Annotated in this window: 24 protein-coding genes and 1 pseudogene; 8 read left to right on the top strand and 17 right to left on the bottom strand. The window is 61.4% G+C overall.

All coding sequences use genetic code 11. The features are described 5' to 3' along the window. Positions 1–218: 218 nt before the first annotated feature. The gene (locus CFE428DRAFT_RS12670) at positions 219–1,169 is read right to left on the bottom strand and encodes a P-loop NTPase family protein (protein WP_006979943.1); all 951 of its coding nucleotides are present in this window, start codon (positions 1,167–1,169) and stop codon (positions 219–221) included. Between the two features lie 116 nt (positions 1,170–1,285). On the opposite strand from CFE428DRAFT_RS12670, the gene xerA reads away from it, so the two are divergent. Then, entirely contained in the window at positions 1,286–2,233 is a 948-nt protein-coding gene (gene xerA / locus CFE428DRAFT_RS12665; RefSeq protein ID WP_006979942.1) for a site-specific tyrosine recombinase/integron integrase, read from the top strand. A gap of 159 nt (positions 2,234–2,392) precedes the next feature. On the opposite strand, the gene CFE428DRAFT_RS12660 is transcribed toward xerA, so the two are convergent. The 4 genes and pseudogenes from CFE428DRAFT_RS12660 to CFE428DRAFT_RS12650 form a co-directional block, all read right to left on the bottom strand. Beyond that, a complete protein-coding gene (locus tag CFE428DRAFT_RS12660) occupies positions 2,393–4,021 on the bottom strand; it encodes a hypothetical protein (RefSeq protein ID WP_006979941.1) in 1,629 nt (542 codons plus the stop codon). Then, positions 4,018–4,611, bottom strand: a complete 594-nt coding sequence (locus CFE428DRAFT_RS12655) for a Rossmann-fold NAD(P)-binding domain-containing protein (protein ID WP_237705481.1) — start codon at positions 4,609–4,611, stop codon at positions 4,018–4,020. The genes CFE428DRAFT_RS12660 and CFE428DRAFT_RS12655 overlap by 4 nt, the downstream gene beginning before the upstream one ends. 37 nt (positions 4,612–4,648) lie before the next feature. Next, a pseudogene (locus CFE428DRAFT_RS41045) lies at positions 4,649–4,873 on the bottom strand (NAD-dependent epimerase/dehydratase family protein); the annotation flags it as partial. Then, the gene (locus CFE428DRAFT_RS12650; protein ID WP_006979939.1) at positions 4,873–5,814 is read right to left on the bottom strand and encodes an aldo/keto reductase; all 942 of its coding nucleotides are present in this window, start codon (positions 5,812–5,814) and stop codon (positions 4,873–4,875) included. The pseudogene CFE428DRAFT_RS41045 and the gene CFE428DRAFT_RS12650, both read right to left, overlap by 1 nt. Positions 5,815–5,917: 103 nt before the next feature. Here CFE428DRAFT_RS12650 and CFE428DRAFT_RS12645 point away from each other — a divergent pair, with 103 nt between their 5' ends. The 4 genes from CFE428DRAFT_RS12645 to CFE428DRAFT_RS12630 all read left to right on the top strand — a co-directional run bounded on the left by CFE428DRAFT_RS12645 (position 5,918) and on the right by CFE428DRAFT_RS12630 (position 7,476). Further along, complete coding sequence (locus CFE428DRAFT_RS12645; RefSeq protein WP_006979938.1) at positions 5,918–6,535, top strand: carbohydrate binding domain-containing protein; 618 nt, start codon at positions 5,918–5,920, stop codon at positions 6,533–6,535. A 67-nt stretch (positions 6,536–6,602) separates the two neighbouring features. Then, positions 6,603–6,803, top strand: a complete 201-nt coding sequence (locus CFE428DRAFT_RS12640; RefSeq protein WP_131989214.1) for a hypothetical protein — start codon at positions 6,603–6,605, stop codon at positions 6,801–6,803. Then, entirely contained in the window at positions 6,800–7,051 is a 252-nt protein-coding gene (locus tag CFE428DRAFT_RS12635) for a type II toxin-antitoxin system Phd/YefM family antitoxin (RefSeq protein WP_006979936.1), read from the top strand. Before CFE428DRAFT_RS12640 ends, CFE428DRAFT_RS12635 begins: the two co-directional genes overlap by 4 nt. After that, positions 7,048–7,476: a type II toxin-antitoxin system VapC family toxin gene (locus CFE428DRAFT_RS12630; RefSeq protein WP_006979935.1), complete on the top strand. Its 429-nt coding sequence runs from the start codon at positions 7,048–7,050 to the stop codon at positions 7,474–7,476. Before CFE428DRAFT_RS12635 ends, CFE428DRAFT_RS12630 begins: the two co-directional genes overlap by 4 nt. Before the next feature lie 65 nt (positions 7,477–7,541). Here CFE428DRAFT_RS12630 and CFE428DRAFT_RS12625 read toward each other — a convergent pair whose 3' ends face one another. The 6 genes from CFE428DRAFT_RS12625 to CFE428DRAFT_RS12600 all read right to left on the bottom strand — a co-directional run bounded on the left by CFE428DRAFT_RS12625 (position 7,542) and on the right by CFE428DRAFT_RS12600 (position 12,185). After that, a complete protein-coding gene (locus CFE428DRAFT_RS12625) occupies positions 7,542–8,831 on the bottom strand; it encodes a dihydroorotase (protein ID WP_006979934.1) in 1,290 nt (429 codons plus the stop codon). Further along, positions 8,828–9,232: a DUF4288 domain-containing protein gene (locus CFE428DRAFT_RS12620; RefSeq protein WP_006979933.1), complete on the bottom strand. Its 405-nt coding sequence runs from the start codon at positions 9,230–9,232 to the stop codon at positions 8,828–8,830. Before CFE428DRAFT_RS12620 ends, CFE428DRAFT_RS12625 begins: the two co-directional genes overlap by 4 nt. Continuing rightward, positions 9,229–10,215, bottom strand: a complete 987-nt coding sequence (locus CFE428DRAFT_RS12615; RefSeq protein ID WP_006979932.1) for an aspartate carbamoyltransferase catalytic subunit — start codon at positions 10,213–10,215, stop codon at positions 9,229–9,231. The genes CFE428DRAFT_RS12620 and CFE428DRAFT_RS12615 overlap by 4 nt, the downstream gene beginning before the upstream one ends. Positions 10,216–10,222: 7 nt before the next feature. After that, positions 10,223–10,786, bottom strand: a complete 564-nt coding sequence (pyrR, locus tag CFE428DRAFT_RS12610) for a bifunctional pyr operon transcriptional regulator/uracil phosphoribosyltransferase PyrR (RefSeq protein ID WP_006979931.1) — start codon at positions 10,784–10,786, stop codon at positions 10,223–10,225. Positions 10,787–10,832: 46 nt separating this feature from the next. Further along, the gene (locus CFE428DRAFT_RS35625) at positions 10,833–11,045 is read right to left on the bottom strand and encodes a hypothetical protein (protein ID WP_193352242.1); all 213 of its coding nucleotides are present in this window, start codon (positions 11,043–11,045) and stop codon (positions 10,833–10,835) included. Positions 11,046–11,135: 90 nt separating this feature from the next. After that, positions 11,136–12,185: an Mrp/NBP35 family ATP-binding protein gene (locus CFE428DRAFT_RS12600; RefSeq protein ID WP_006979929.1), complete on the bottom strand. Its 1,050-nt coding sequence runs from the start codon at positions 12,183–12,185 to the stop codon at positions 11,136–11,138. A 112-nt stretch (positions 12,186–12,297) separates the two neighbouring features. Here CFE428DRAFT_RS12600 and CFE428DRAFT_RS12595 point away from each other — a divergent pair, with 112 nt between their 5' ends. Next, positions 12,298–13,086, top strand: coding sequence for a tetratricopeptide repeat protein (locus CFE428DRAFT_RS12595; protein WP_006979928.1), 789 nt, complete (start codon positions 12,298–12,300; stop codon positions 13,084–13,086). Positions 13,087–13,400: 314 nt separating this feature from the next. Here CFE428DRAFT_RS12595 and rpoN read toward each other — a convergent pair whose 3' ends face one another. After that, a complete protein-coding gene (rpoN, locus tag CFE428DRAFT_RS12590; protein WP_006979927.1) occupies positions 13,401–14,801 on the bottom strand; it encodes an RNA polymerase factor sigma-54 in 1,401 nt (466 codons plus the stop codon). A 108-nt stretch (positions 14,802–14,909) separates the two neighbouring features. Here rpoN and CFE428DRAFT_RS12585 point away from each other — a divergent pair, with 108 nt between their 5' ends. Both CFE428DRAFT_RS12585 and CFE428DRAFT_RS12580 read left to right on the top strand, forming a co-directional pair. Beyond that, positions 14,910–15,149: a hypothetical protein gene (locus tag CFE428DRAFT_RS12585; protein ID WP_006979926.1), complete on the top strand. Its 240-nt coding sequence runs from the start codon at positions 14,910–14,912 to the stop codon at positions 15,147–15,149. Between the two features lie 5 nt (positions 15,150–15,154). Further along, positions 15,155–15,376, top strand: coding sequence for a hypothetical protein (locus CFE428DRAFT_RS12580; protein WP_006979925.1), 222 nt, complete (start codon positions 15,155–15,157; stop codon positions 15,374–15,376). A gap of 532 nt (positions 15,377–15,908) precedes the next feature. Here CFE428DRAFT_RS12580 and CFE428DRAFT_RS12575 read toward each other — a convergent pair. The 5 genes from CFE428DRAFT_RS12575 to CFE428DRAFT_RS12555 form a co-directional block, all read right to left on the bottom strand. After that, positions 15,909–17,309: a sigma-54-dependent transcriptional regulator gene (locus tag CFE428DRAFT_RS12575; protein WP_006979924.1), complete on the bottom strand. Its 1,401-nt coding sequence runs from the start codon at positions 17,307–17,309 to the stop codon at positions 15,909–15,911. 312 nt (positions 17,310–17,621) lie between these two features. Then, positions 17,622–18,689 carry a D-alanyl-D-alanine carboxypeptidase family protein gene (locus tag CFE428DRAFT_RS12570; RefSeq protein ID WP_006979922.1) on the bottom strand — a complete coding sequence of 356 codons (1,068 nt, stop codon included), beginning with the start codon at positions 18,687–18,689 and terminating at the stop codon, positions 17,622–17,624. Beyond that, positions 18,670–19,893: an amidohydrolase family protein gene (locus CFE428DRAFT_RS12565; protein WP_006979921.1), complete on the bottom strand. Its 1,224-nt coding sequence runs from the start codon at positions 19,891–19,893 to the stop codon at positions 18,670–18,672. The genes CFE428DRAFT_RS12570 and CFE428DRAFT_RS12565 overlap by 20 nt, the downstream gene beginning before the upstream one ends. Next, entirely contained in the window at positions 19,890–20,522 is a 633-nt protein-coding gene (locus CFE428DRAFT_RS12560; protein ID WP_006979920.1) for a DR2241 family protein, read from the bottom strand. Before CFE428DRAFT_RS12560 ends, CFE428DRAFT_RS12565 begins: the two co-directional genes overlap by 4 nt. Continuing rightward, complete coding sequence (locus CFE428DRAFT_RS12555) at positions 20,519–21,343, bottom strand: CbiX/SirB N-terminal domain-containing protein (protein WP_006979919.1); 825 nt, start codon at positions 21,341–21,343, stop codon at positions 20,519–20,521. Before CFE428DRAFT_RS12555 ends, CFE428DRAFT_RS12560 begins: the two co-directional genes overlap by 4 nt. Positions 21,344–21,346 lie beyond the last annotated feature (3 nt).

Below are 21,346 nucleotides of genomic sequence, written 5' to 3'. Positions count from 1 at the left end.
GATGGGATTGTGGGGCGAGAAGGGATAGACGGGCGTGCCCTGCAGGTCGGAGAAGTCGACCCGAATGATGAGGATTTTCTTGGTGCCGGTGCTCCATGAGACTGGCGGCCGGCCAACGACGCCGGAAGTTCCGGGGCTGCCATCGGGCCTGCGTCAATTGTTCCGACAACGCGCCGGAATAGGGCCCCGCGGCATTCTCGGCATTGATCAGGCGGTTCTCATATGCCGAGACGTGCTCGACGTGACAGAGCACCTGGGACTTTTCCCGCGACTTCCACCGCGGTGGGCGCCTGGACATTGAGCGGCGTGTTCGCCGGAGCGGCGCTGGTCAGGCCCGAGATGGGACAGACGGCGCTGACCGGCGTATCCGGCAACGGAGTTTCACCGGGCTCGAGCACGCGCAAGGGACTCTCCGATACAGCGAGATCGTGATCCACCGCGACGCCGATCACCGAAATGTCCACTTTGGTCGCCTGATCTTCGCGGCGGCCATACGTATAGGCGCGATATTCCGTTCCATTGACAACCGCGCTGCGAAAGGTCGGCGAATCCGTGGTCCCACCGGGCGGCGCCATGGTCCCTTCGAGCGCCAGATTCCCCTGCCCGGAGACATGAGACTCCAGTTGGTCCGCGATTTCCTGGGGCAATTGCGACCGCACCGTCATCGGCACGGCATCCGCGAGCGCTTGCTGAGGGTTGGTCTTGATTTCCGTCGCCAACGCCTGGCGGCGCGACTGGGCGAGCGATACGCCTTCGGCAACCAACCCGGCGCGATCCGCAGCCGAGGCGGCCAGATAGAGCGCCGTCCACTTGCTGAAAGCAGCGTAGGGCTTCCGCTTCTCGGTTCCCCAAGCGCTCCCAATCCATTCCCGCGCCGGTTTGGCATTGGGCGCCGCCGAGGCCGATGCGAGACTGCCCTTCTGGCCAGGGCGCTTCGGAGCCATCGATGATGGCAGGCTTCGAAGGGGCGGAGCGGAAGTTGCCGCCGATGGAGGCACCGGCGTGCCGCCGGGGGAACTTGCGGTCCCCGCCGGCGTCGCCACAGCCAGAGGCACGGCGGCAGACGGTTGGACCTGCGTTCCTGACGGTCCCAGCCAATAATAACCCAGAGTCAGCGAAACCGTGGCCAGAAGCGCCACCGAAATACGGATGGGGGCGCGGAAGTTCATAGGGATCATACGTAGATCGGCGCAGGAAGTAGCCACTTCCGAGCCAGTTGGCGATGTAAACTCCGATTCCTTGCGATCTTGCGGAAAACCGGGCCTTCGCCCAAGGTCTCCTCTCCGTGCGAGTTGCCATCGAAGATTTCATTCTCTACCTCGCGACGGAACGCGGGCTTTCCGAGAATTACCAGCTTTCCACGCGTCTTTCGCTGGAAGGATTCGCTCGCTGGCTGGAAAAGCGGAACGCCGGAAAGGAGGCTGAGTCCAAGGACCCGCTCGGCGAGGAGGAGGAGACTTTGCCGGAAGTCGCACCCGGAGAGGTCACCCATCAACAGATCACCGATTACCTCGCGCACAAAAAGCGGCTCGGGCTTTCGGCGGCTTCGATCAAATTAATCGTCGTGGCACTGAAGATTTTCTTCCGCTGGCTGCACGCGCGGAAGCGCATCGAGCGCGATGTCGCGGAGGTGCTGCCGTTGCCGCGGACCGAGCGTTATCTGCCGGAGACCATGAATGAGTTGCAGGTCGACCGCTTGCTCGAAGGCATTTCCATCGATGCGCCGCGCGGTTTGCGTGATCGGGCGCTGCTCGAATTGCTCTACGCCAGCGGGCTGCGGGTCTCGGAGCTGGTGAATGCGCGGCTCGAAAACCTCGATCTCGACGCGCGGATCATTCGCGTGACCGGCAAGGGCAACAAGATGCGCCTCGTGCCGGTGGGGCAGAAGGCCTGCGATGCGATTCGTGCTTATCTGGAAAAGGAGCGGCCGGAGATGGTCGGCAAAAAGACGGGCAGCGAGGTCTTCCTTTCGTCACGCGGCACGAAGCTCACCACCGTGCGTATCTGGCAGATCGTGAAGGCGTGCGCGAAAAATGCCGGGCTGGATATCAATGTCTATCCGCACTTGTTGCGCCATAGCTTCGCCACGCATTTGCTGAGCAACGGCGCGGATTTGCGCATCATCCAGGAGATGCTCGGCCATGCGGATATTTCCACGACGCAGATTTACACCCACGTGGATCAGCAGCGGTTAAAGGCGGTGCATCACCGGTTTCACCCGCGGGCGAAATAAGGGGAAAGTGGATAGTTGAGGGTTGAAAGTTGATAGTTGATAGCCCTCCACGTTTCCGCAGGAGAGGCCGCTCCGCGGCAAATTTCACAAGCTTCCCCGCGGAGCGGGCACAAAAAGGGCATCGGGGCGGTCTATCAACTATCAACTCTCAACCATCAACTACTTCGCCGCCTCATCGACCAGCGCGCTGAATTTTTCGAGCTGGCTGTAGTCGTTGCGCCAGGTCGTGTACATCACGCCTTGCACGCCGCCCGGCACCGCTTTCGCCGCGGTCAGCCAGTCGCGGATTCTCTCCGGCTTACTATCGTAGTACCCCGCGATGATCTGCGGGTTCCCCCGCTCGGCGAAGAACTGGAGGCTCTTCTCCTTCTTGTCTGAGTTCCAATTCATGATCGTCACATCCTTGGGCAGACCTTCCCATGAGCCGGTGAAAGGGCCATTCACCAGATAGTAAGGGCCGGGCACGGCGTTGTGATTCGGATCGAACATGTCGTTCCAGGTGTAAAGCCGCGCGCCGGGCGCGACCTCGTGCATGATGGCCACGCAGCGGCTCACGTTGTCGGCCAGCATTTGGCCCGGGGTGAGATGGCGCGACTGGCAGGCCTCGCACCAATTCACCACCCGCAGTTCATCATGCGACAGCATGTAGCCCTTCGCGTCCCACGCAGCCACGACGCGCTTGGCCTGATCCCGCAGCAACTCGTACGTCTTCGGTTCGGAAAGACACATCGCCGCTTGATGCTCGTAGATCGTCACCGCGTGATAGTAGCTCGCGAGGAGCTTGGTGCCGTCGGGCAGTTTCGTGCGCAACATCGGCGGCTCGTGCCAGGAATCGTATTCGCCGGCATAGGGCGTGCGGCCCATTTTCGGATCGCTCAGCGACTCGAAATCTTTTCCTTCGGTCAGGACTTTGCCGTCCGCCGTTTTCACCACCAGCGGTGTGCCGGGACGGCGCGTCATGTTGAGAAAAGCCACTTCCTCGATCCTGGCATCGCTCCACCAGAGCGACCCCTTGCCCGCCGGCCACATGCCGAAATAGAGGTTTACGTCGTCGTAGCCGAGCGAGTTGAAGACCACGTCATGCACCGTCCAATCCTGCGTCGGCTTTACATCCAGATTGGTCCACTGGAGCGAGCGGCCATCTTCCTTCGCCGGCAGTGCCTTGATCATCGGCGTGCCTTGAAAATCCTGCGTCTTGATCCGCACCGAGACATGGTACTGCCGCCACGGCTTGACCGCGAGGTGCTGGACGATGCGCGCGTTTTTTCCCGCCGCGTCGCTCACCCGTGCGGCGCCGTTGTCCGCGACGATGAAGCTGTCCTTCCACGTCCATTTCTTGAGATCGCGGAAATCGCCGCCCGGCAACGTCGGTGCATCGGGATCATCGACATGCGCCACCCCGCCCCGCACGACCAGCGGCACGTCCTTCACCGGCGGGCCTTCGACCAGATTCGGATCGCGGCCGAGCAAATCGTTCGAGTAGCCGATAGGGAAAAGCGCCGGGACGATTTCGATGTTCAGTTTGGCGGCGATCGCTTTCACCCGCTCGACGTTGTGAAAATAGCGCGCGTTCATCTCGCTGAGACGGGTGAATTTCGAATCGGCCAGCAGCACGTGCGTGTAACCGGCAGCCGCCGCCCGTTTCCACAGCACCTCGATCTGGTCGACGTTCTTGTCGACGAGCAAATTGGTGGGTTGATAGAACCACTTCTCTACGGCCCGCGCGGGCATGGTGAGAACCAGGACGGCGGCGACGAGGGGAAGGATCGCTGAGCGGAAGGAACTCATACCCGCGCATTTTGGACAAGTGCCGGATCGCTGGCAACCGCGTCGAAGAATGACGGAAAGCGTGGTGTCCAACCGAGGGCGCGGAGCTTCGCATTGCTCACCCGCTTGTTCGTCCAGCCGCGCTTGCGATTCAGGTCGATCGGGCCGCTGGGCGGAAGGGGCTGGGCAAAGCGCTCGGCGAGCCAGGCGTAAAGGTCTCGCTGCGCGAGGGGCTGATCGTCGTTCACATTGAAGACGCCCCGCGCGCGCGTCTCGATCAGATGGACGATCGCCGAGGCGATGTCATCACGATGCGCCTGGTTGATCCACTTCGCGCCGTCGCCTTCGATTATCGCGGTGCCGTCGAAAAATTTGCGCAGCAGCACGGAACGGCCCGGTCCGTAGATGCCAGCGAGGCGCACGACGATGCCGTTTTGCGCGACGACCAATTCCTCGGTCTCGCGCAGGAGCCGGCCCGTCTCACGCGCGGGTTCGGCGGGGCTTTCCTCCGTCACCCACTCGCCGTCGGTCTGCGCATAGACCGAGGTGCTGCTGGTGAAAAGCAAGGGCGCCGGCGCAAACACTGCGGAGAGATTTCGCGAGCCTTCCAAATAACCCGCCGTATTCCTCGGCGCCGCCGCGTCCCGAACTGGCGCAATGCACGAGGGCATCGAACGGCCCAAGTGCCGTCCGCGCTTCCACCGCGGCGCGATCGCTGATGTTGCAGGAGACCACGCGGAATGGCTCCGCCGCGAGCTTCGCCGCGGACTCTTCGGAATGCGTGCAACCGATGACCTCCCATCCGCGCTCGGCAAAGAGCCGCGCCGTGGCAAGTCCGACAAAACCGCAGCCGGCGATGAGAACCCTGGCCACTACGGGAGAGGTTCGCCCCGGGCGGCGATGAGCAGCCGATACCACTCCTCGCGAGTCAGTTCGATCTCCGCGGCCGCCGCGGCGGCGCGAATGCGTTCCGGACTCGTGCTGCCGATGATGGGAATGATTTTCGTCGGATGCTTGAGCAGCCACGCAATGGCAATGGTCGTGCGGCTGGTGTTCCGCTCCTTGGCCAGGGCATCGATCGCCTCGACGATCGGCGCGGGCTTGTAGCTCTTCTGTCCCGGCAGGATTTCCGTCGCGCCATCGCTCAAAAGACCACCCGCCAGCGGGCTCCAGGCGAGGGGCGTGATATTCATCGCCTGGCATTGGTCGAGCGTGCCGTCTTCGAAGGCCGCCAATTGCGCGAGGCTGATCTCCACCTGGTTGGTAATGATGTTCTTCTCCACCTTCTGCTGCACCGCGCGCTGCAACATGCTGAGCTGCGACGGGCGGAAATTGCTGACGCCGAATTCGCGCACCTTGCCCGACTTGTGGAGGCTGGCGAAGGCCACAGCGACTTCATCCACGTCCATGAGATAATCGGGCCGGTGGAGTTGATAGAGATCGATGTATTCGACGTGGAGCCGCTGCAGCGATTGCTCGCACGAGCGAATGATGTGCTCGGCGGTGAAGTCATAGCGCGCCGGTGCGCCCGGAGGTTCATCACAAAACCGAATGCCGCACTTCGTGGCGATGATCATCTTCTTGCGCAGCTTCGGATTCTCGCGCAGCACTTCGCCGAAAGCGCTCTCCGCGCGGCCGTGGCAATAAATATCCGCGTGGTCGAACAGCGTGTAGCCCGAGTCGAGCGCCGCCGTCACCGCTTCGCGCGTCGTCTTGAGATCCTGCTGAATGTCGCCCGTGCGGGCCACGCGCCAACAGCCGTAGGCCAGGCGGCTCGATTGAAGTTTGCTGTCGCCGAGGGAGACTTTCTGCATGGCCAGATGCCTAGCCAGCCCGGCGCACGGCGGCAAGCGCCGAGTCGCGGGGAGTGGTCCGTTTTGGCTTGTTTGGATGGCGGGTTCCTAACACGTTCGCGGTATGAGGTCCCCCAGTTCTTCCCTCGCGGTCACGTTCGGAGTTTGCCTGGCGGTTATCCTGCCACTCAGCGGTTTCAGCCAGCCCGGCGGTCAGGCGTTGCGATCGCTGACCTATGAATCGATCGCGCTGCATCGTTCGCACGAGAGCGATTCGGACAACCTCTTCAAGAACGGCGATTTTGATAACGGCCTCGATGGATGGAACGTGCAGTCGTGGGGAAAGAAAGGCCGGGCGAATGTGGACACTGAGGAGAGACACGGCGATCAACCCAGCTTACGGATTTCCAATGGAACGGCGGACAATACTTTTGTCACCCAGGTCGTCCGAGTCACGCCCTCCCGTCGCTACCGGCTTTCGTGCTGGGTGAAGACGCACGATATTTCCGTGAAGCAAGGACGCGGCAACGCCGGAGCGACGCTCTGGATTGCGGGCGGATGGGAAGCGACGAAGGTCGTGAAGCGCGCGGAAGACTGGATCCGCCTGGAGATGATCTTCGATTCCGGAAAGCGCACGGAAATTCAAGCAGGCCCGCGCCTCGGCCAGTGGGGTGGGATCCTCACCGGGACCGCTTGGTTTTCGGATGTATCGCTGGTGGATTTGGGTTCGAGCGGACGTTAACTACCACACCAGCGATGTTTCCCGAACTTGCCTCGAGAGCCAATGGGTGCCAATGTCACCCAACGCTATGCGCCGCCAAACTGCCACCTCCGCGAAGCAGCTTTCAGTATCCGATGCGAAGGTCGCGCTTGCCCGTTTGATGAAGGAGGGCAAGGTGCGGGCATCCGGGGCAAGATTGATCGACATTCGCAAGTTGACGTCGCTGGAGCGGCGACTGGGCGAGGCCTTGGCTCAGGCCAAACACACGCGGGCCATCTTCGGGTCATGACAGCGATCACGATTGATGAGCTCCACGAGCAAACCGCTCTCTGGGTGCGCAAAGCCACAGAACAGGATCCGATCCTGCTCACGGACAACGGACAACCAGTTGCAAAGATAGTGAGAGTTCCTATCCTCCCCGCACGGAATCCGTTCCTCACCCGCAGGCTGCTTCCGGGATTTGCCCAATTGCAACGCGAACTTTCCGCCGGGACCGAAAGCACTCAGGCCATCTCCGAGATGCGCGAGGGGAGATGATCTATTTTGACGCCTGCTATATCGCGAAGTTCTATCTCGCCGAACCGGACAGCGCGAAGGTAACAGCCGCCGCCCAAGACAGTGCTGGCGTCAATTGTTTGCTTCTCGGAAAAGCGGAAGTTATCGCGGTCTTCCATCGGAAGCTTCGTGAGAATGTGGTAGACGAGGCAGGCTTTCGCTTGCTGTGCGATCAGTTTGAAACCGATTGCTTGGGCGGGCTTTGGCAATGGCATCCGCTGGACGATGTGTTGCTCCGCTCCTTCTCGCTCCGCTTTCGCTGCCTTGCCGCAACAACCTACCTTCGCGCGGCGGATGGGCTCCATTTGGCTTGCGCAGCAGAGAATGGCTTTGCTGCTGTTCACACCAACGACCGCCACATGATCGATGCCGCGCCCGCTTTCGGGCTGCAAACAGTGACCTTGTGAGCATCGCACTCAAGGGTAAATGGTCTTCGCATCTGAAGCGCCATCTTGAAGAACCGGCCCGGAAGCTACGACGACCAGACCGTCTCTCCGCCGACGATCGTGCGCACGGCGCGGCCTTTGAGCTGCCAGCCTTGGAACGGAGTATTTCGGCTGCGGGAGAAGCTTTGCTCTTTGTCCACGGTCCATTCGCGGTCGGGATCGAGCAGCGTGATGTCGGCCGGGGCGCCGACGCTGAGCGTGCCACGGTCAAGGCCGAGCAGGCGTGCGGGCTCGATGGTGAACATGGCGACAAAACGCGCGAGGCTGATGGCCTTTTTCTTGTGCATGAGGATGTCGAGGAAAAGGCCGACTTCCGTCTCGAGGCCGAGAATACCGAAGGGCGCCTGGTCGAATTCCACTTCCTTCTCGTAGCTGCAGTGCGGGGCGTGATCGCTGGCCAGCACGGTGATGGTGCCGTCGGCCACGCCCTCGATGAGCAGGTCGATGTCGCGCTGGGTGCGCAGCGGCGGATTCATCTTGAAATTCGTGTCGTAGGTGCGGATCGACTCGTCGGTCAGCGCGATGTGGTGCGGGCAGATTTCACCGCTGATCGGCACCCCGCGACTCCGCGCTTCGCGCAGAATGCGCACGCTGCCGCCGCTGCTCAGGTGCTGGCAGTGAATGGCCGTGCCGGTGAGTTCGGCGAGCTGGGCATTGCGCGAGACGATGATTTCTTCACCGAGCGCCGGCCAGCCGGGCAGGCCGAGCACCGTGCTCCAGTAGCCCTCGTGCATCACGCCTTTGCCGACCAGTGCGTAGTCCTGGCAATGATCCATGACGGTGAGATTGAACATGCGGGCGTATTCGAGGGCGCGGCGCATGATCTCGGGGTTCTGGATGCAATGGCCATCGTCGGTGAGGGCGACGATACCGGCCTTGCGCATGGAGCCGATGGGCGCGAGTTCTTCGCCGGCGATTCCTTTGGTGATCGCGCCGGTGGGAAAGACATTCACGCAAGCCTCGGCTTTTGCCTTTTCCAAAATCCACGTAACGACACTCGGGCTATCGACCGAGGGCGCCGTATTCGGCATGCAGACGACGCTGGTGAAGCCACCCGCAGCAGCCGCCTTGGCGCCGGTCGCGATGGTTTCTTTGGCCGATTGCCCCGGCTCGCGGAAATGGACGTGCAGATCGATGAGACCCGGGGTCACGACGAGCCCCGTCGCATCGATGATCGTCTCGTCCTTCTCCACATGACGCGCGGAACCTTCAAGGTCGATCTTCGCGATCTTGCCGTCGGTGATGTAAACATCGCCAACACGATCAATGCCGTTTGCGGGATCGATTATGTGGCCGTTGGTAATGAGAGTGGTCATGGGCGAAACACGGATAGCTCTTCCTTCTTTTTGATCATGCCTTTTATCCTTTGCACGGAGAAGTTCTGATGATCTGTCCAACAAATCTCGGACCCGTCTTCGAGCGGGTCGTAAACCGGCACCAATTCCGTCAGTCCCTCAAAAATCAATCGCCCGCGCTCACCGCGCCCATTGGTCCATGAAGGGTCCTCCGAGCCCGCCACATGCCGCAAAGCCCGACGATAGGCCCGCTCCGGCGTGGAGGCTTTGACCAAAATCATGCTCTCCCAAGCGCGACAACGGCGGCGCGGATTCTTTTTGTCCTCCCCCTCAAATTCGAAGCGCTCAATGTAGGTAGCCACATACCAGCCGACCGGACTGCGATTCCGATCCCATTTTTTTGCCGGCCGCGCGGATTTCATCCCCTCTTCGGATTCGTACCCGCGCAGAGGTAGAGTACCGCCATGCGCACGGCGAGGCCGTTGGTCACCTGGTCGAGGATCACGCTGCGGCTACAATCGGCGAGCTCGCTGTCGATCTCGACACCGCGATTGATCGGGCCGGGGTGCATGATGAGCGCTTCGGGTTTGAGCCGTTCGGCGCGCTGTTTGGTGAGGCCAAAGAGGGAGGTGTATTCGCCGAGGCTGGGGAAGTATTCCTTGCGCTGGCGCTCATGCTGGATGCGCAGCAGGTTCACCACGTCGGCGTCCGGCAACACGCTGTCGAGATCGTGGGTGACCTTCACGCCCATTTGCTCGAACTCGTGTGGAACGAGCGTGCTCGGGCCGACGAGGGTCACGCGGGCGCCGAGCTTGAGCAGGGCATGGATATTCGAGCGGGCGACGCGGCTGAAAAGGATGTCGCCGATGATCGCCACATGGATGCCTTCGATGCGGCCGAGCTTTTCGCGGATGGTGAAGGTATCGAGCAACGCCTGGGTGGGATGCTCGTGGGCGCCGTCACCGGCATTGATCACGCTGGCGTCGAGCCGTTCGGCGAGGAATTTCGAAGCACCCGCGCTGCTGTGACGCAGGACGATAATATCGGCGTGCAATGCTTGCAGATTGAGCGCGGTGTCCTTGAGCGTCTCGCCCTTGGTGAGGCTCGACGTCGAGGCGGTCATGTTGATGACGTCCGCGCTCAGCCGATGGGCGGCCAGCTCGAAGCTCACTCGGGTGCGGGTGCTGGCTTCGACGAAGAAGTTGACCATCGTCTGGCCCCGCAGGGCCGGCACCTTTTTGATTTCGCGCGTGCCGACGTCCTTGAAGGCCGAAGCGGTATCGAGCACGTGGGTGATCTCGGCGGCCGTGAGGTCCTCAAGGCCGACGAGGTCTTTGTGGGTCCAGGCCGGAGCGTCCTTGCTGGCGGTGACGGATTTTTGCTGCACGGGGGTGGCGGCGCTCATGACAGGATCAGGATGGGCTCATCCAGACGGCGTCAGGCATGCCGTCGGTGGTTTCGAAACGCACGTGGACTCGCTCGCCAAGCGAGGTCGGAAGATTTTTGCCCACGTAATCGGCACGAATGGGCAGTTCACGATGGCCACGGTCGACGAGCACGGCATACTGGATGCGCGCGGGGCGGCCGAAGCTGGAGATGGAATCCATGGCCGCGCGACAGGTCCGGCCGGAGAAAAGAACGTCGTCGGTCAGGACGATGGTCATGTCATCCAACTCGAGCGGCAGGATGGTGCGCTCCACGCGCGGTGGGAGACGATGGCGATGGAGGTCGTCGCGATGCATGGCAACGTCGACAACACCGGCAAAGGGCTCGGTGCCGCTGAACTCCTTGAGATAAGTCGCGAGCCGTTTGGCGATCTCGACGCCGCGAGACGGGATACCGATGAGGGCGACCTTCGTCAGGTCGGGATTGCGCTCGATGATTTCGTGCGCGATGCGCTTGAGGCAGCGCTCGATGGCCGCAGCGTCGAGGATGAGCGCGGCGCCGGGAGTAGGCGGGGTAGGGTCGGGGTTCATGTTCCTTGGCGACCTCGCAGGATCGCTTTAAAGGGACCGGGGCGGACTAGTTCACCTGTCCGGGGTGTCGTTGAGCCCGCCAGGAGGACCGGTGTTTCACGATCCAGTCGAGGAGAGCTTTTTCGAATCCGATGTCGTGGCCGGCTTTTTCGCTCTCGATCCACTTGTGGCGCAAAATCTCTTCACGCTCGGCAAGGAATTCCTTGTAGAGCAAGGACTCGCGTACGAGTTCGGCCGGTTCATCTATAGGAGAGCTCATTGCTATGAGCATAATTTCTGGAATTTTCAGCGTTCGTCAATCGTTTTGCCCGAGGGAAATACGTAATCGACGCCCACTGACAACTTACGCTTATACCGACGAAGATTGGGTCAAATGTTCGACAATCTTCTTAAAGGCCTGCGACACGGGGTTGGCCGGATCGGCGGCGGTCACGGGTTGCCCGCGATCGCCGGCTTCGCGTGTCGGGATGTCGATCGGGATCTGTCCCAACAGTGGAACCTTGAGGCGGGCCGCCTCGCGTTCGCCACCGCCTTGTCCGAAAATGTCGTAGCGCTTGCCGTCACTAGGCGACACGAAATAGCTCATGTTTTCGATGAGCCCGAGGACGGGAACGTTCACCTTCTGGAACATCGTCGCCGCTTTGCGCGCATCGATTAGCGCGACTTCTTGCGGGGTGGTGACGATCACAGCGCCGGCCAAGGCGACGGTTTGGACGATGGTGAGCTGGATGTCGCCCGTGCCTGGCGGCAGATCGAGGATGAGGTAGTCGAGTTCGCCCCATTCGACCTGACGGAGGAACTGCTGGGTGTATTTGGTGACCATCGGTCCGCGGAGGATCGCCGGGGAAGCGTCGTCGAGAAGGAAGCCCATCGACATGAGGCGCAAACCGTAGCGTTCGATGGGCAGGATGCGATTGTCCTCGGTGGCCATGGGGCGCTCATTGCTGCCAAACATGAGGCCGATGCTCGGCCCATAGAGATCGCAATCGCACAGGCCGACCGACGCGCCGGTCTGGCTCAGGGCCACGGCGAGGTTCGCCGCCACAGTGGATTTGCCCACCCCACCCTTGCCGCTGGCCACGGCGATGACCCGCTTGATGCCTTCGATCGCGCCGGCAGACATCGGGGCGCTCCCGGCCTGCGGCGCTTGCGGCGGCGCCTGGATATCGATGCGCACAGTCACCCGCCCCACATCGGGAATCTGCGCCAGCGCGGCCTCGGAGCCTTCCTTGATGGTCTGCGGGATTTTCGGGTCATTCGTCGCCAGAGTCATCTGCACGACGACGTCGACGCCAGTGATCTTCACGTCTTTCAGCAAGCCAAACGAAATGATGTCGCGGCTGAAACCGGGGTATTTGACGGTGGAAAGCTTCTCTCGGACTTGCTCGGGTGTGATCATGCGGGTGCACACTCTCTGGCACGCAAGGCGCAGACCGCAACTGCGAAAAGCGCTGGAATGAACGGTAGCCGATGGTCTATGAACTGCTCCGCCTTGGGAACGACCTCAAGTCATGTATCGGCTCTTCTACTATCTTCAGAATGTCGACAGCGTCGGCGGCGCGTTGGCGGCTCTTTTAGCCCTGCTGGGTTTCATGTTTTCGCTGTGGATGGCCTATGACTGCTGGAGGCGCGGCGGGGAATTTTACTGGATCTGGCTGATCCTGTGCTCGGGAGGGGTTTTCGCGCTCATTTACTTTTTTACCCAGTATTGGGAAGGCTCGCGGATCGAGTATGGACTGTGGAAACGGCTGTCGATGGCCGGGCGGATTCGCGACCTGGAGGGGCAAACGAAACGGCTGAATACCGCGGCGAGCTTTGAGATTTTGGGTGATGCGTATCTGAGCATCGGGAAATTCCCGGCGGCGGAGGCTGCCTACCGGGAATCGTTGCAGCGACAACCGGATATTTTCGACGTGCAGGTGCGGCTGGGCTACGCGCTGCTGGAGATGGATCGGGCGAATGAAGCGTGGCCGTTTCTCGGCAAGGCGTATCAGCAGAAGCCGGACTACGATAACGATCAGCTCATCTGGAAGCTCGCGCGCTGCCAGGCGCGGCGCGGGAATTACCAGGACGCGCGCAATCTCTACGAATACTTCCTGCGGAAGCACAGCTACAGCGAGGTGCAGATCGAATACGCGCAGCTGCTGGTGCAAATGGGCGAGCGCACGGAGGGAAAAGCGAAGCTCGAGGAGCTCATCAACGACATCGAATACAGCCCGCGCTATGCGCGCTCCCGCGAACGGCGCTGGAGCCGGGCGGCGAAGAAGCTATTGCGGGCGATCAACGAGCCGGTGGGGTGAGCGCGGAACGCGTGGATGGCACCGTCCGGTCGGTACCCAAATATTGAGGCGCTGACTGAGCCTAAGCATTACCCACATCTTTTTGAGGTTTAGGGACAGCGGGGAAATCGGCTGCGGCTCACTGGGAGGGGCGACTTTCCAGTCGCCCTGCGTCGCGGAGCGACGCCCCAAAGATGGCGCTCCGCGCGTTTGTTTCGGTCGGCGACCCCGCCATGGCGGGGTCGCCGCTCCCAAGGCGCTATCCGTATCGACCTCCAAACACCGAGCAAAGATGTGGGTAATGCTTAGGACGGAGCAGTGCCCTCGATTCGCGCTCAGTAGCGCTTCCGCATGTTGCTCGGCAGGATGTTCAGCTCGCCGCGGTATTTGGCCACGGTGCGGCGGGCGATCGGGATGCCGCGCTTTTCGAGAATCTCCACGATCTCTTTGTCGCTGAGCGGGCTCTTCGGGTCCTCGCTTTTGACGAGGTCGGCGATGGCACCTTTCACGCTGGTATTGCTCATCGATTCGCCGCCGGAGGTCTGGTAGCCCGGGGTGAAGAAATACTTCATGTCGAAGACGCCCTGCGGGGTGGACATGTATTTGCCCGAGATGGCGCGACTCACCGTCGTCTCATGCACGCCCACCGCGTCGGCGATCTGCACCATGGTCATGGGCTTGAGCGCGCTCGGGCCTTGATCGAGGAAGTCCTTCTGCCGGGAAACGATCTCGTGGGCGATATTGGAGATCGTCTGCTGGCGCTGGTGGATCGACTTGATGAGGAACTTGCCGCTGCGAATTTTGTCCCGGATGTAATCCTTCACGTCCGCGCCGCCTTTATCCTGCGACATGAGGTCCTTGTAGGTATTGCTGATCCGCAGATGCGGGATCTGCTCGCCGTTCAGCGAGATGGTCCAATCGCCGCCGATCTTTTCCACGGTGACGTCGGGCAGGACGTAATTGTTCGGGTCGGGAGTGAAAATCTGGCCGGGCTTCGGGTCAAGAGTGGCGATGAAATTTGCCGCGCGCTGGACCTGCTCGGGCGTCGTGCCGAGCCGGCGGGCGATTTCCGGGAAGCGGCGCTTGCCGAGGTCCTCGAGGTAGCGATCGACGATGCGATACTCGAGGCTCTGCTCCTTGCTCAGGCGTCGGAGCTGGATGAGCAGACACTCGCGGAGGTCGCGGGCGGCCACCCCCACAGGATGAAAGGTTTGGACGAAATCCAGCACACGCTGCAGGTCCGCCGCGTCCATGCCGGTATTCTGGGCGATCTCTTCCGGGGCCGTCTGCAGGAAGCCGGCATCATCGACGTTGCCAATGAGGAGCTCGGCGATCTTCCGGTCGGCGGAGTTGATATCGCTGGAGTTGACCTGTTCGAGCAGATGCTGCTGCAAGGTCTCCTGGCCCACGATGGAGTCGAAAAAGAATTGGCGCCGTTCCTCTTCCTCCGACGAGCGTCCGGAGTAGCTCTGGCTCTGGGACATGTAATCCCGCCACTCCTCATCGAGCTTGGCCAGGCGGTCGAACTCTTCCTGAAATTCCTCGTGCTCCTGCTTCTTATCCTCAATCGTCGGCTCGCTGATGTCTTCCTCCAGCGTCGGGTTGGTGCAAAGCTCCTGTTGGATCAAGTTCCGCAGCTCCAGCATCGGCGCCTGGAGAATCTGCAAGCTCTGCTGCAGCTGCGGCGCCAAAACCTGCTGCTGCGAGAGGGTCTGCGATTGGGAAAGTCCGGCCATGGCCCCGACACTAAATCCCCGCCTTATCTATCTGCAAGCAGTATTCTTGCCAAAACGGGATGTTTTTTCGTCTTGGCGCGGGCACTGATCTCGCTCTGATGAGGAAATATGAACCCGAAATTTTTCCCGGTAGCCCTGCTGATCGCCGTGGTTTTCGTGGGTGCGCTTTTCACGCCCACCCCCTCTGGCGGCCAGACGGGAGATGAAATCGTCACCACCCAACTCCTGAACGATGTGACGGCCCAACAGGCCACGATCGTCGACAACCAGGCCAAGATCGACGCCAAGGTCGCCAGCATTGCCGAAAACATCCGTCTCGCCCGCATTTACGCCGGCCGCGGCAAATAAGCCCCATGAAAATCTCCACTACTTTCGCGCTCGTTCTAGCCGCCGTCCTCGGGTTCGCCGTGAACCTGCATTCGCAGGGTGTGCTCCCGAAATCGCCCATCGATCGCCTCAAGGAAATCAAGGCCAGGAACGCCGACCTGATCGAGAAGCAAAAAGCCACGCTGACCAAACTCGACGAGATGGACAAGCAGGCCGAGCAGATGCGCTTCTTGATGAAACGGAGCTAGTCGATTGTTCGCTGTAGCGACGGCCTGTGATCGTTGAATTCCAACGCGAAGCACGACAGTCATAGACGTGATCTTTACCCGCATCTCAGTTGGCGTCGATCGAGTCGAGTTGGCGAAGCAGCAGACTGTCCCGAAGGGACAACGGAATTTAGCCTGCTCGCCCACCCGCCGTCCGCCACTATTCCCCTCCGCCATCTCGGTGCGCAAGCCTGCGAGCTTCAGGCGAACAGGCGCAGCCACCGGATATCCGTCCCTCCACGGGCCCGCCCTGAAAGGGCGGAGGAAACTCCCGCAAACGAACGATTCCCGCGCCGCCTCCGGGGCGCATTGATGTGGGGGGACGTGTTCCGGGGGTGTCGCTCGCAAGCTCGCTTCACCCCCGGCTAAATTCCTTTGTCCCTCCGGGACAGCCTGCCTCTTTACCGCGACGACTCGGACGCGTCCGGTAAGATGTAGGTAAAGATCAGCTCACAGACCGCCGCTGCAGCCGACCGCTTTCGCTGACGGCCCAGCTCTCTGAGCCCGGCTACTACTACGACGACGCGCTGGCGGCACTCGCGCCGGCGGCGCGCTGGGCTTTCACTTCCAGCTTGCGGTAGAGCGTCGCCATGCTGATGCCCAGCATCTTGGCAGCTTTTTCGCGGCTGTTGCCATTGAACTTGATCGTCTCCTCGATGTAACGCCGCTCCTGTTCGCGGATGTATTCGTCGAGCGTCTGTCCGACCGGCAAGGTACCGCTGTGCTCGACCGGCGGCGCGGTGGCGTGACGGATCACTTGCGGCGGAAGATCGGTGGTGCGGATGAGAGCGTCGTCGCACAAGGCGCAGGCGCGCTCCACGGCATTTTCGAGTTCGCGCACGTTGCCCGGCCAGCGGTACTTGGCCAGCATTTCGATGGCCTTCGGGTCGATCTTCTTCGCTTCGGTGCCGGTTTGCGCGGCGTTCTTTTGCAAGAAGTGACTGACGAGCAGCGGGATGTCATCCGGCCGCTCGCGCAAGGCCGGCATCTCCACCGGGATCACGGCGAGACGGTAGTAAAGGTCTTCGCGGAAATTGCCGCCCTTGATCTTGTCGCCAAGCGCTTCGTTCGTCGCCGCGAGCACGCGGACATTGATCGGAACGCTCTTCGTATCGCCCACGCGGCGGATCTGGCGCTCCTGGAGCACGCGCAGCAGCTTGGTCTGCAACGGCTGGGCCATCGAGTTCACTTCATCGAGGAAAATGGTGCCGCCTTCCGCTTCTTCGAAAAGGCCGATCTTGTCCTGCACCGCGCCGGTGAAGGAGCCCTTCTTGTGGCCGAAGAGTTCGGACTCCAACAGGTTTTCCGGCAGCGCCGAGCAGTTGATGGCCACGAAGGGCTGGTGCTGGCGGGTGGAATTGAAATGCAGAGCGCGCGCGACCAGTTCCTTACCGGTGCCACTCTCGCCCTGGATCAAAATGGTGCTGTCCGTATCGGCGACCTTGGCAATGAGATTGTAGATCTCCTGCATCTTGGTGCTCGTGCCGATGATGTTTTCAAAACGGTACTTCTCCTTGACGATCTGCCGCAGGTTACGGTTTTCGCGCACGAGGCTCTGGTTATCCAGCGCCCGCTGGATGGTGAGCTGCAACTCGTCGACCTTGAACGGTTTGGTGATGTAGTCGTAGGCCCCGAGCTTCATCGCCTCGAGCGCCGTCTCCACCGTCTTGTAGGCGGTGATGAGGATGACCGGCGTCTGGGGCAGGACTTCGCGGCACTCGCGCAAAATGTCGAGACCGCCTACTTTGTCCATCCGCAGGTCGGTGATCACCAACTGGGGAGCGTGGACGGCCAGACTCTCCAACGCCTTTTGTCCCGAGGCATAGGCCACGGTCTGATGCCCGCGTTCCTGACAGATGTCGGAAATAACCGAGACCATGGCAGGGTCGTCGTCGATGATGAGGATTCTGGCCATAAGGGAGAAGAGTCGCGGAATTGAGACTATTGCATGTTTGAGAAAAGGAAAGGACTAATTTCATCATGCCAATACGTCCTTCTTCTCAGTGGCGAGAAATCTGGGCGAAAATGCGAGAACGCTTCCGCCAGACTGCTCCCAATTCTTGGCAATTTCGACGAGATTGCGACCGGCGTTAAATTCCTCGTCGAAAATGACAAACGCCTTTCGCATCCCTGCTTGGACGGAAGTGCAACTTAACCGCAGCGATGTCAATTTCGAAGGGGTCGGAGGGCTCGTTTTCCGAGGAACCCCAGCTCCAAAAACCGCCGTCTAATTTCCAGTCGGCGAGGCCAGCGGGCTCGGTGCGGCGACCGGAGTGGCCGTCCCGGGCGTTGTCTCCGTCGCCGTTGCGGTAGTGGCCGTGCTCTCGGCACTCAGCCGGTCGAGCCCGTAGCTGAGCAGGAGCATGCTGTCGTTCCAGATACCCGGTTTGTCCGTGTGCATGACCACGGAAATGACCTCGCGATTACCCCGCATGGCCGAACTGACCAGCACCTGTTGGGCGGGGATGGTGTAGCCGGTTTTCACGCCGGTACAGCCGGGAAAACGCTCCAGCAGACGATTGTGGTTATGCAAGGGATCGACGACGCCGTTCACATTCCAATTGTAATCCCGCGTGCCCACCACTTGCCGGAAAAACGGTTGATGCATGGCCGCCCGGGCGATGAGCGCGAGGTCGCGGGGCGTGGTGTAGTGCTCCGGATTGTGCAGCCCATTCGGGTTGACGAAATGGGTGTTCTGCGCGCCGAGTTCCCTGGCCCGGCGGTTCATCTTTTCCGCGAAGGCCTCAATCGAGCCGGCATTGTCGCGACCGAGGGCGTGGGCCACGTCGTTGGCGCTCTTGAGCATCAGGCCATAAAGCATCTGCCGCCGAGTGAAATGCTGGTCGGGTTTTAGATTCAGGCTGCTCTCGCCCACCTTGCTGTCTTCAACGTCGCACACCACTTCGTGATCCAGGTCGCCTTCCTCGATGACCAGCAGCGCGGTCATGATCTTCGTGCAGCTCGCGGGAAATTGCGGGGCGTCGGCATTCTTTTCGTAGAGGACTTTACCGGTCAGTTCGTCGAGGACGATCGCTCCCCAGGCGGCGAGTTGCAATTCGCCATTCGCGTCGGGCTGGGCCGCGGGCGGCGGCGCGGGAATCACAGAGGGCGTGGCCCGAGGCACGGACCGTTTCTTCCTGGTCGACCGCAGGACCAGGAGCTGGGAATCGTCATTTCCGCGCCGGAGGATACGCGTGACGGCCGACGGCTCCTCACCCGGCAGGCCTTCCGAGGAGAAGGCCAATATCGCAATCAAGGCTGGCAGCAGGAAAAATTTACGGGCGGATTTGGCCATCGATCATCATCCAGGAAACGGGTTCGTCATGATTGACTATATCCTCGTATACGCCGCCGAGGCTACCGGGGGCCGGTACGGCGATCAAGTCAGCCAGCGCTCCCGGGGCGATTTTGCCGAGTTGCCCGCGCCGCTTCAGCGCCCGCGCCGGATTGACCGTAACCATGCGGAGCAATTCCTCTGGGCGCAGCCAGGGCTCAGCCCGGCCCATGAGGCGCATTTCGTCGAAGAGGCTCAGCGAATCCGTGCTCGCGAGGCTGTCCGTGGCCAGGCAGAGGTTCACCCCCAGCTCGTGCAATCGGCGCGCCGGAAACGGGGGGTGGCTGAAATAGCGGTGGCTGCCGGGGCAATGAATGACATGCGGGCCGGCGCCGCGCGGGAGTCCAGCGAGCAATTGGAAATCCTCCTCAATCAAGGTGTTCATGTGCACGAGGAGCCACTGTGTATCCACCGCGCCGCTGCGCCAGAGCTGCCCAAACGGCGTGGTCTTCCCGCAATCCGTCATCGGCCGCTTCAGCGAATACATGAAATCGTAGAGCGGGCCGCCGCCGTGGCGGAACATCGCAAATTCTTCCATGGACTCCGCCACGTGGGTGGTCAGCGGCATGGTGAAAGAAGTCGCGCAGGCATTCGCGAGGTGGAAGAGATCGAGCGACGCAGTGTAGGGCGCGTGCGGGCTCAGGCCGAAGCTGTCGAGGGAATTGGCCCGGTGCTGGAAAAATGAGAGGGCGCCGGCGACCACGTCGTCGGTGGTGATCCGGTGCCGGATATCGATCATCTCATAGAACCACCACGTACGCAGCGGCGAGGGACCGAGGTGCGTCATCAGCTCGGGAAAAGCCTCGATGTTGCACACGCTCGTAGTGCCCCACTTTTTCAGTTCGGCGAAACCGCGCCCGATGGCGGTGAGATAGTCGTCGCTGTCGAGGCTGCGTTTGAGTGCATTGATGCGCTGGACCCAGGCGGTGAATTGCTTCGGCGGCGCGATGGCCCCGCGCATCATCGTGTAGTCGAGATGGCAGTGCGCATTGATGAGGCCAGGCAGCAGAGCGCGTTCGCCGAGATCGAGCACCGGCCCGTCGGAGACCCATTGCAAATCCGGCACGGTGCCGACGGCGACGATGCGATTGCCCTCGATGGCCACGGCGCCATTCTCGATCGGCGGACCCTCCATTGTGACCACCTGTCGAGCGCGGATGATCATGCGGAGGCTTCGGCTCTCTTCACCACCTGACGGGCCCGCGCGACGAGGAGGTTGCAGGCTTCATGGCAGAGCAGCGGCAGCGTGTCGGCCGGCGCTTCGGTTTGAAATTTCTCGGCGGGTAATGAGGTCACCGGCTCGCCCGGGGCGATCGGCCACAAGATGCGCTTCAGGCAACCTCCATCGGTGCGGCAAAAGCTGCCGATCATCGTTTGCGCCTGGGCGTCGGTGATCTTTTTGGTGACGGCGTACATGCCAGTCTGCCGGGCGAGGGTGTCGCGCAAGGACACCGTGACAAGCCGCCCACGTTGCTGGCTGAGCCATACGCCGAGCATGGCAGGATAGAAATAGTCGAGCGCGCGGCGCAGTTCACCGGGATCGGCGAGGTGCAACTTCCAGCCGCGGCGCAAATTGGGAGCGGTTTTCAGCGGACGAAATTTCCCGTGCTCATCGAAGTGCGCGAGATCGCGCGCCGCTTCCGCTCCCGAGAAGGCCATGACATCCGTGCGGCTCACATCGTCGCGGTGCGACAGGACGAAGCCACCCTCCACCGGTTCGATGTGGATTTCGCCGATCTCCCGGCCGCCCCCGGCCATCCATTCTGCGAAGGCTTGGGAGAGATGGGACATCATGCGGAGACGGTGGCGGCATGCACGGCATCGAAAGCCGCCACCTGTTCCAGGATCACATCGGCGAAGAGTGGTTCCGTACCGATCGAACTGGCGTAGTAGAGCGAGCGGCCGCGGAGTTGGTAGGGATTATGGCGAAAGATCTCTTTGTCGGTCGCGCTCGCCGCGCCGCCCGATTCGGTGGCGATGCCGAGCAGTACTGGGATGTCCTCGTAGCTGTGCAACCCGTCGGAGATGAAAAACGGCACGATCACGACATTCGGCTGCGCCGCATGCTCATCCCACTTCGCGATGAGCGGGTCTTCTTCCATGTAAGCGTTCAGCACCTCGGCATAGACGCCGCGGGCGGCGATATTTTGGACTTCGCGCTTGGCCGCCACCGCGGAGTTTTCGTTCAGGTCCGTCCCGTGGCCGACGATGAAGAGGCTCGTCTTTTCCGGCGGAACACCGGGCGCCACTTCCGCTGCGCGCCGCAGCAGCAGTTCGGTCATGCGCGGATGATTGCCGACCGGCTCGCAGTATTTAATGGTGCGCCCGTCGCGCTGCGTCACCGGGCCGCTGAGCTCGAGTTCGCGGGGAATGACCGTGCGGGTGAAGTAGCCTTCGCTGATGAAATTCGGGACGACGTAAATGTCATTAGCCTCCACCATGTGGAGCACCTGCCGGAGGCTGGGCTCCTCTTTCCAGAATGCGCAATAGACCTCGCCGAAGACACCACGCCGCGCAATCTCGGCGGCGTGATCGAAGGTCGGTGCGCTGGAATCGGCGTTCACGGTGGAACCGTGTCCGACGATAATGAGCGCGCTGTGGGGTTTGGCGGTCATTGA

The sequence above is a fragment of the Chthoniobacter flavus Ellin428 genome, assembly GCF_000173075.1.
In the GTDB taxonomy this organism is placed as follows: Bacteria; Verrucomicrobiota; Verrucomicrobiia; order Chthoniobacterales; family Chthoniobacteraceae; genus Chthoniobacter; species Chthoniobacter flavus.
The sequence above is the reverse complement of the archived record's forward strand: the minus strand, read 5'-3'. Positions and strand labels throughout refer to the sequence as shown.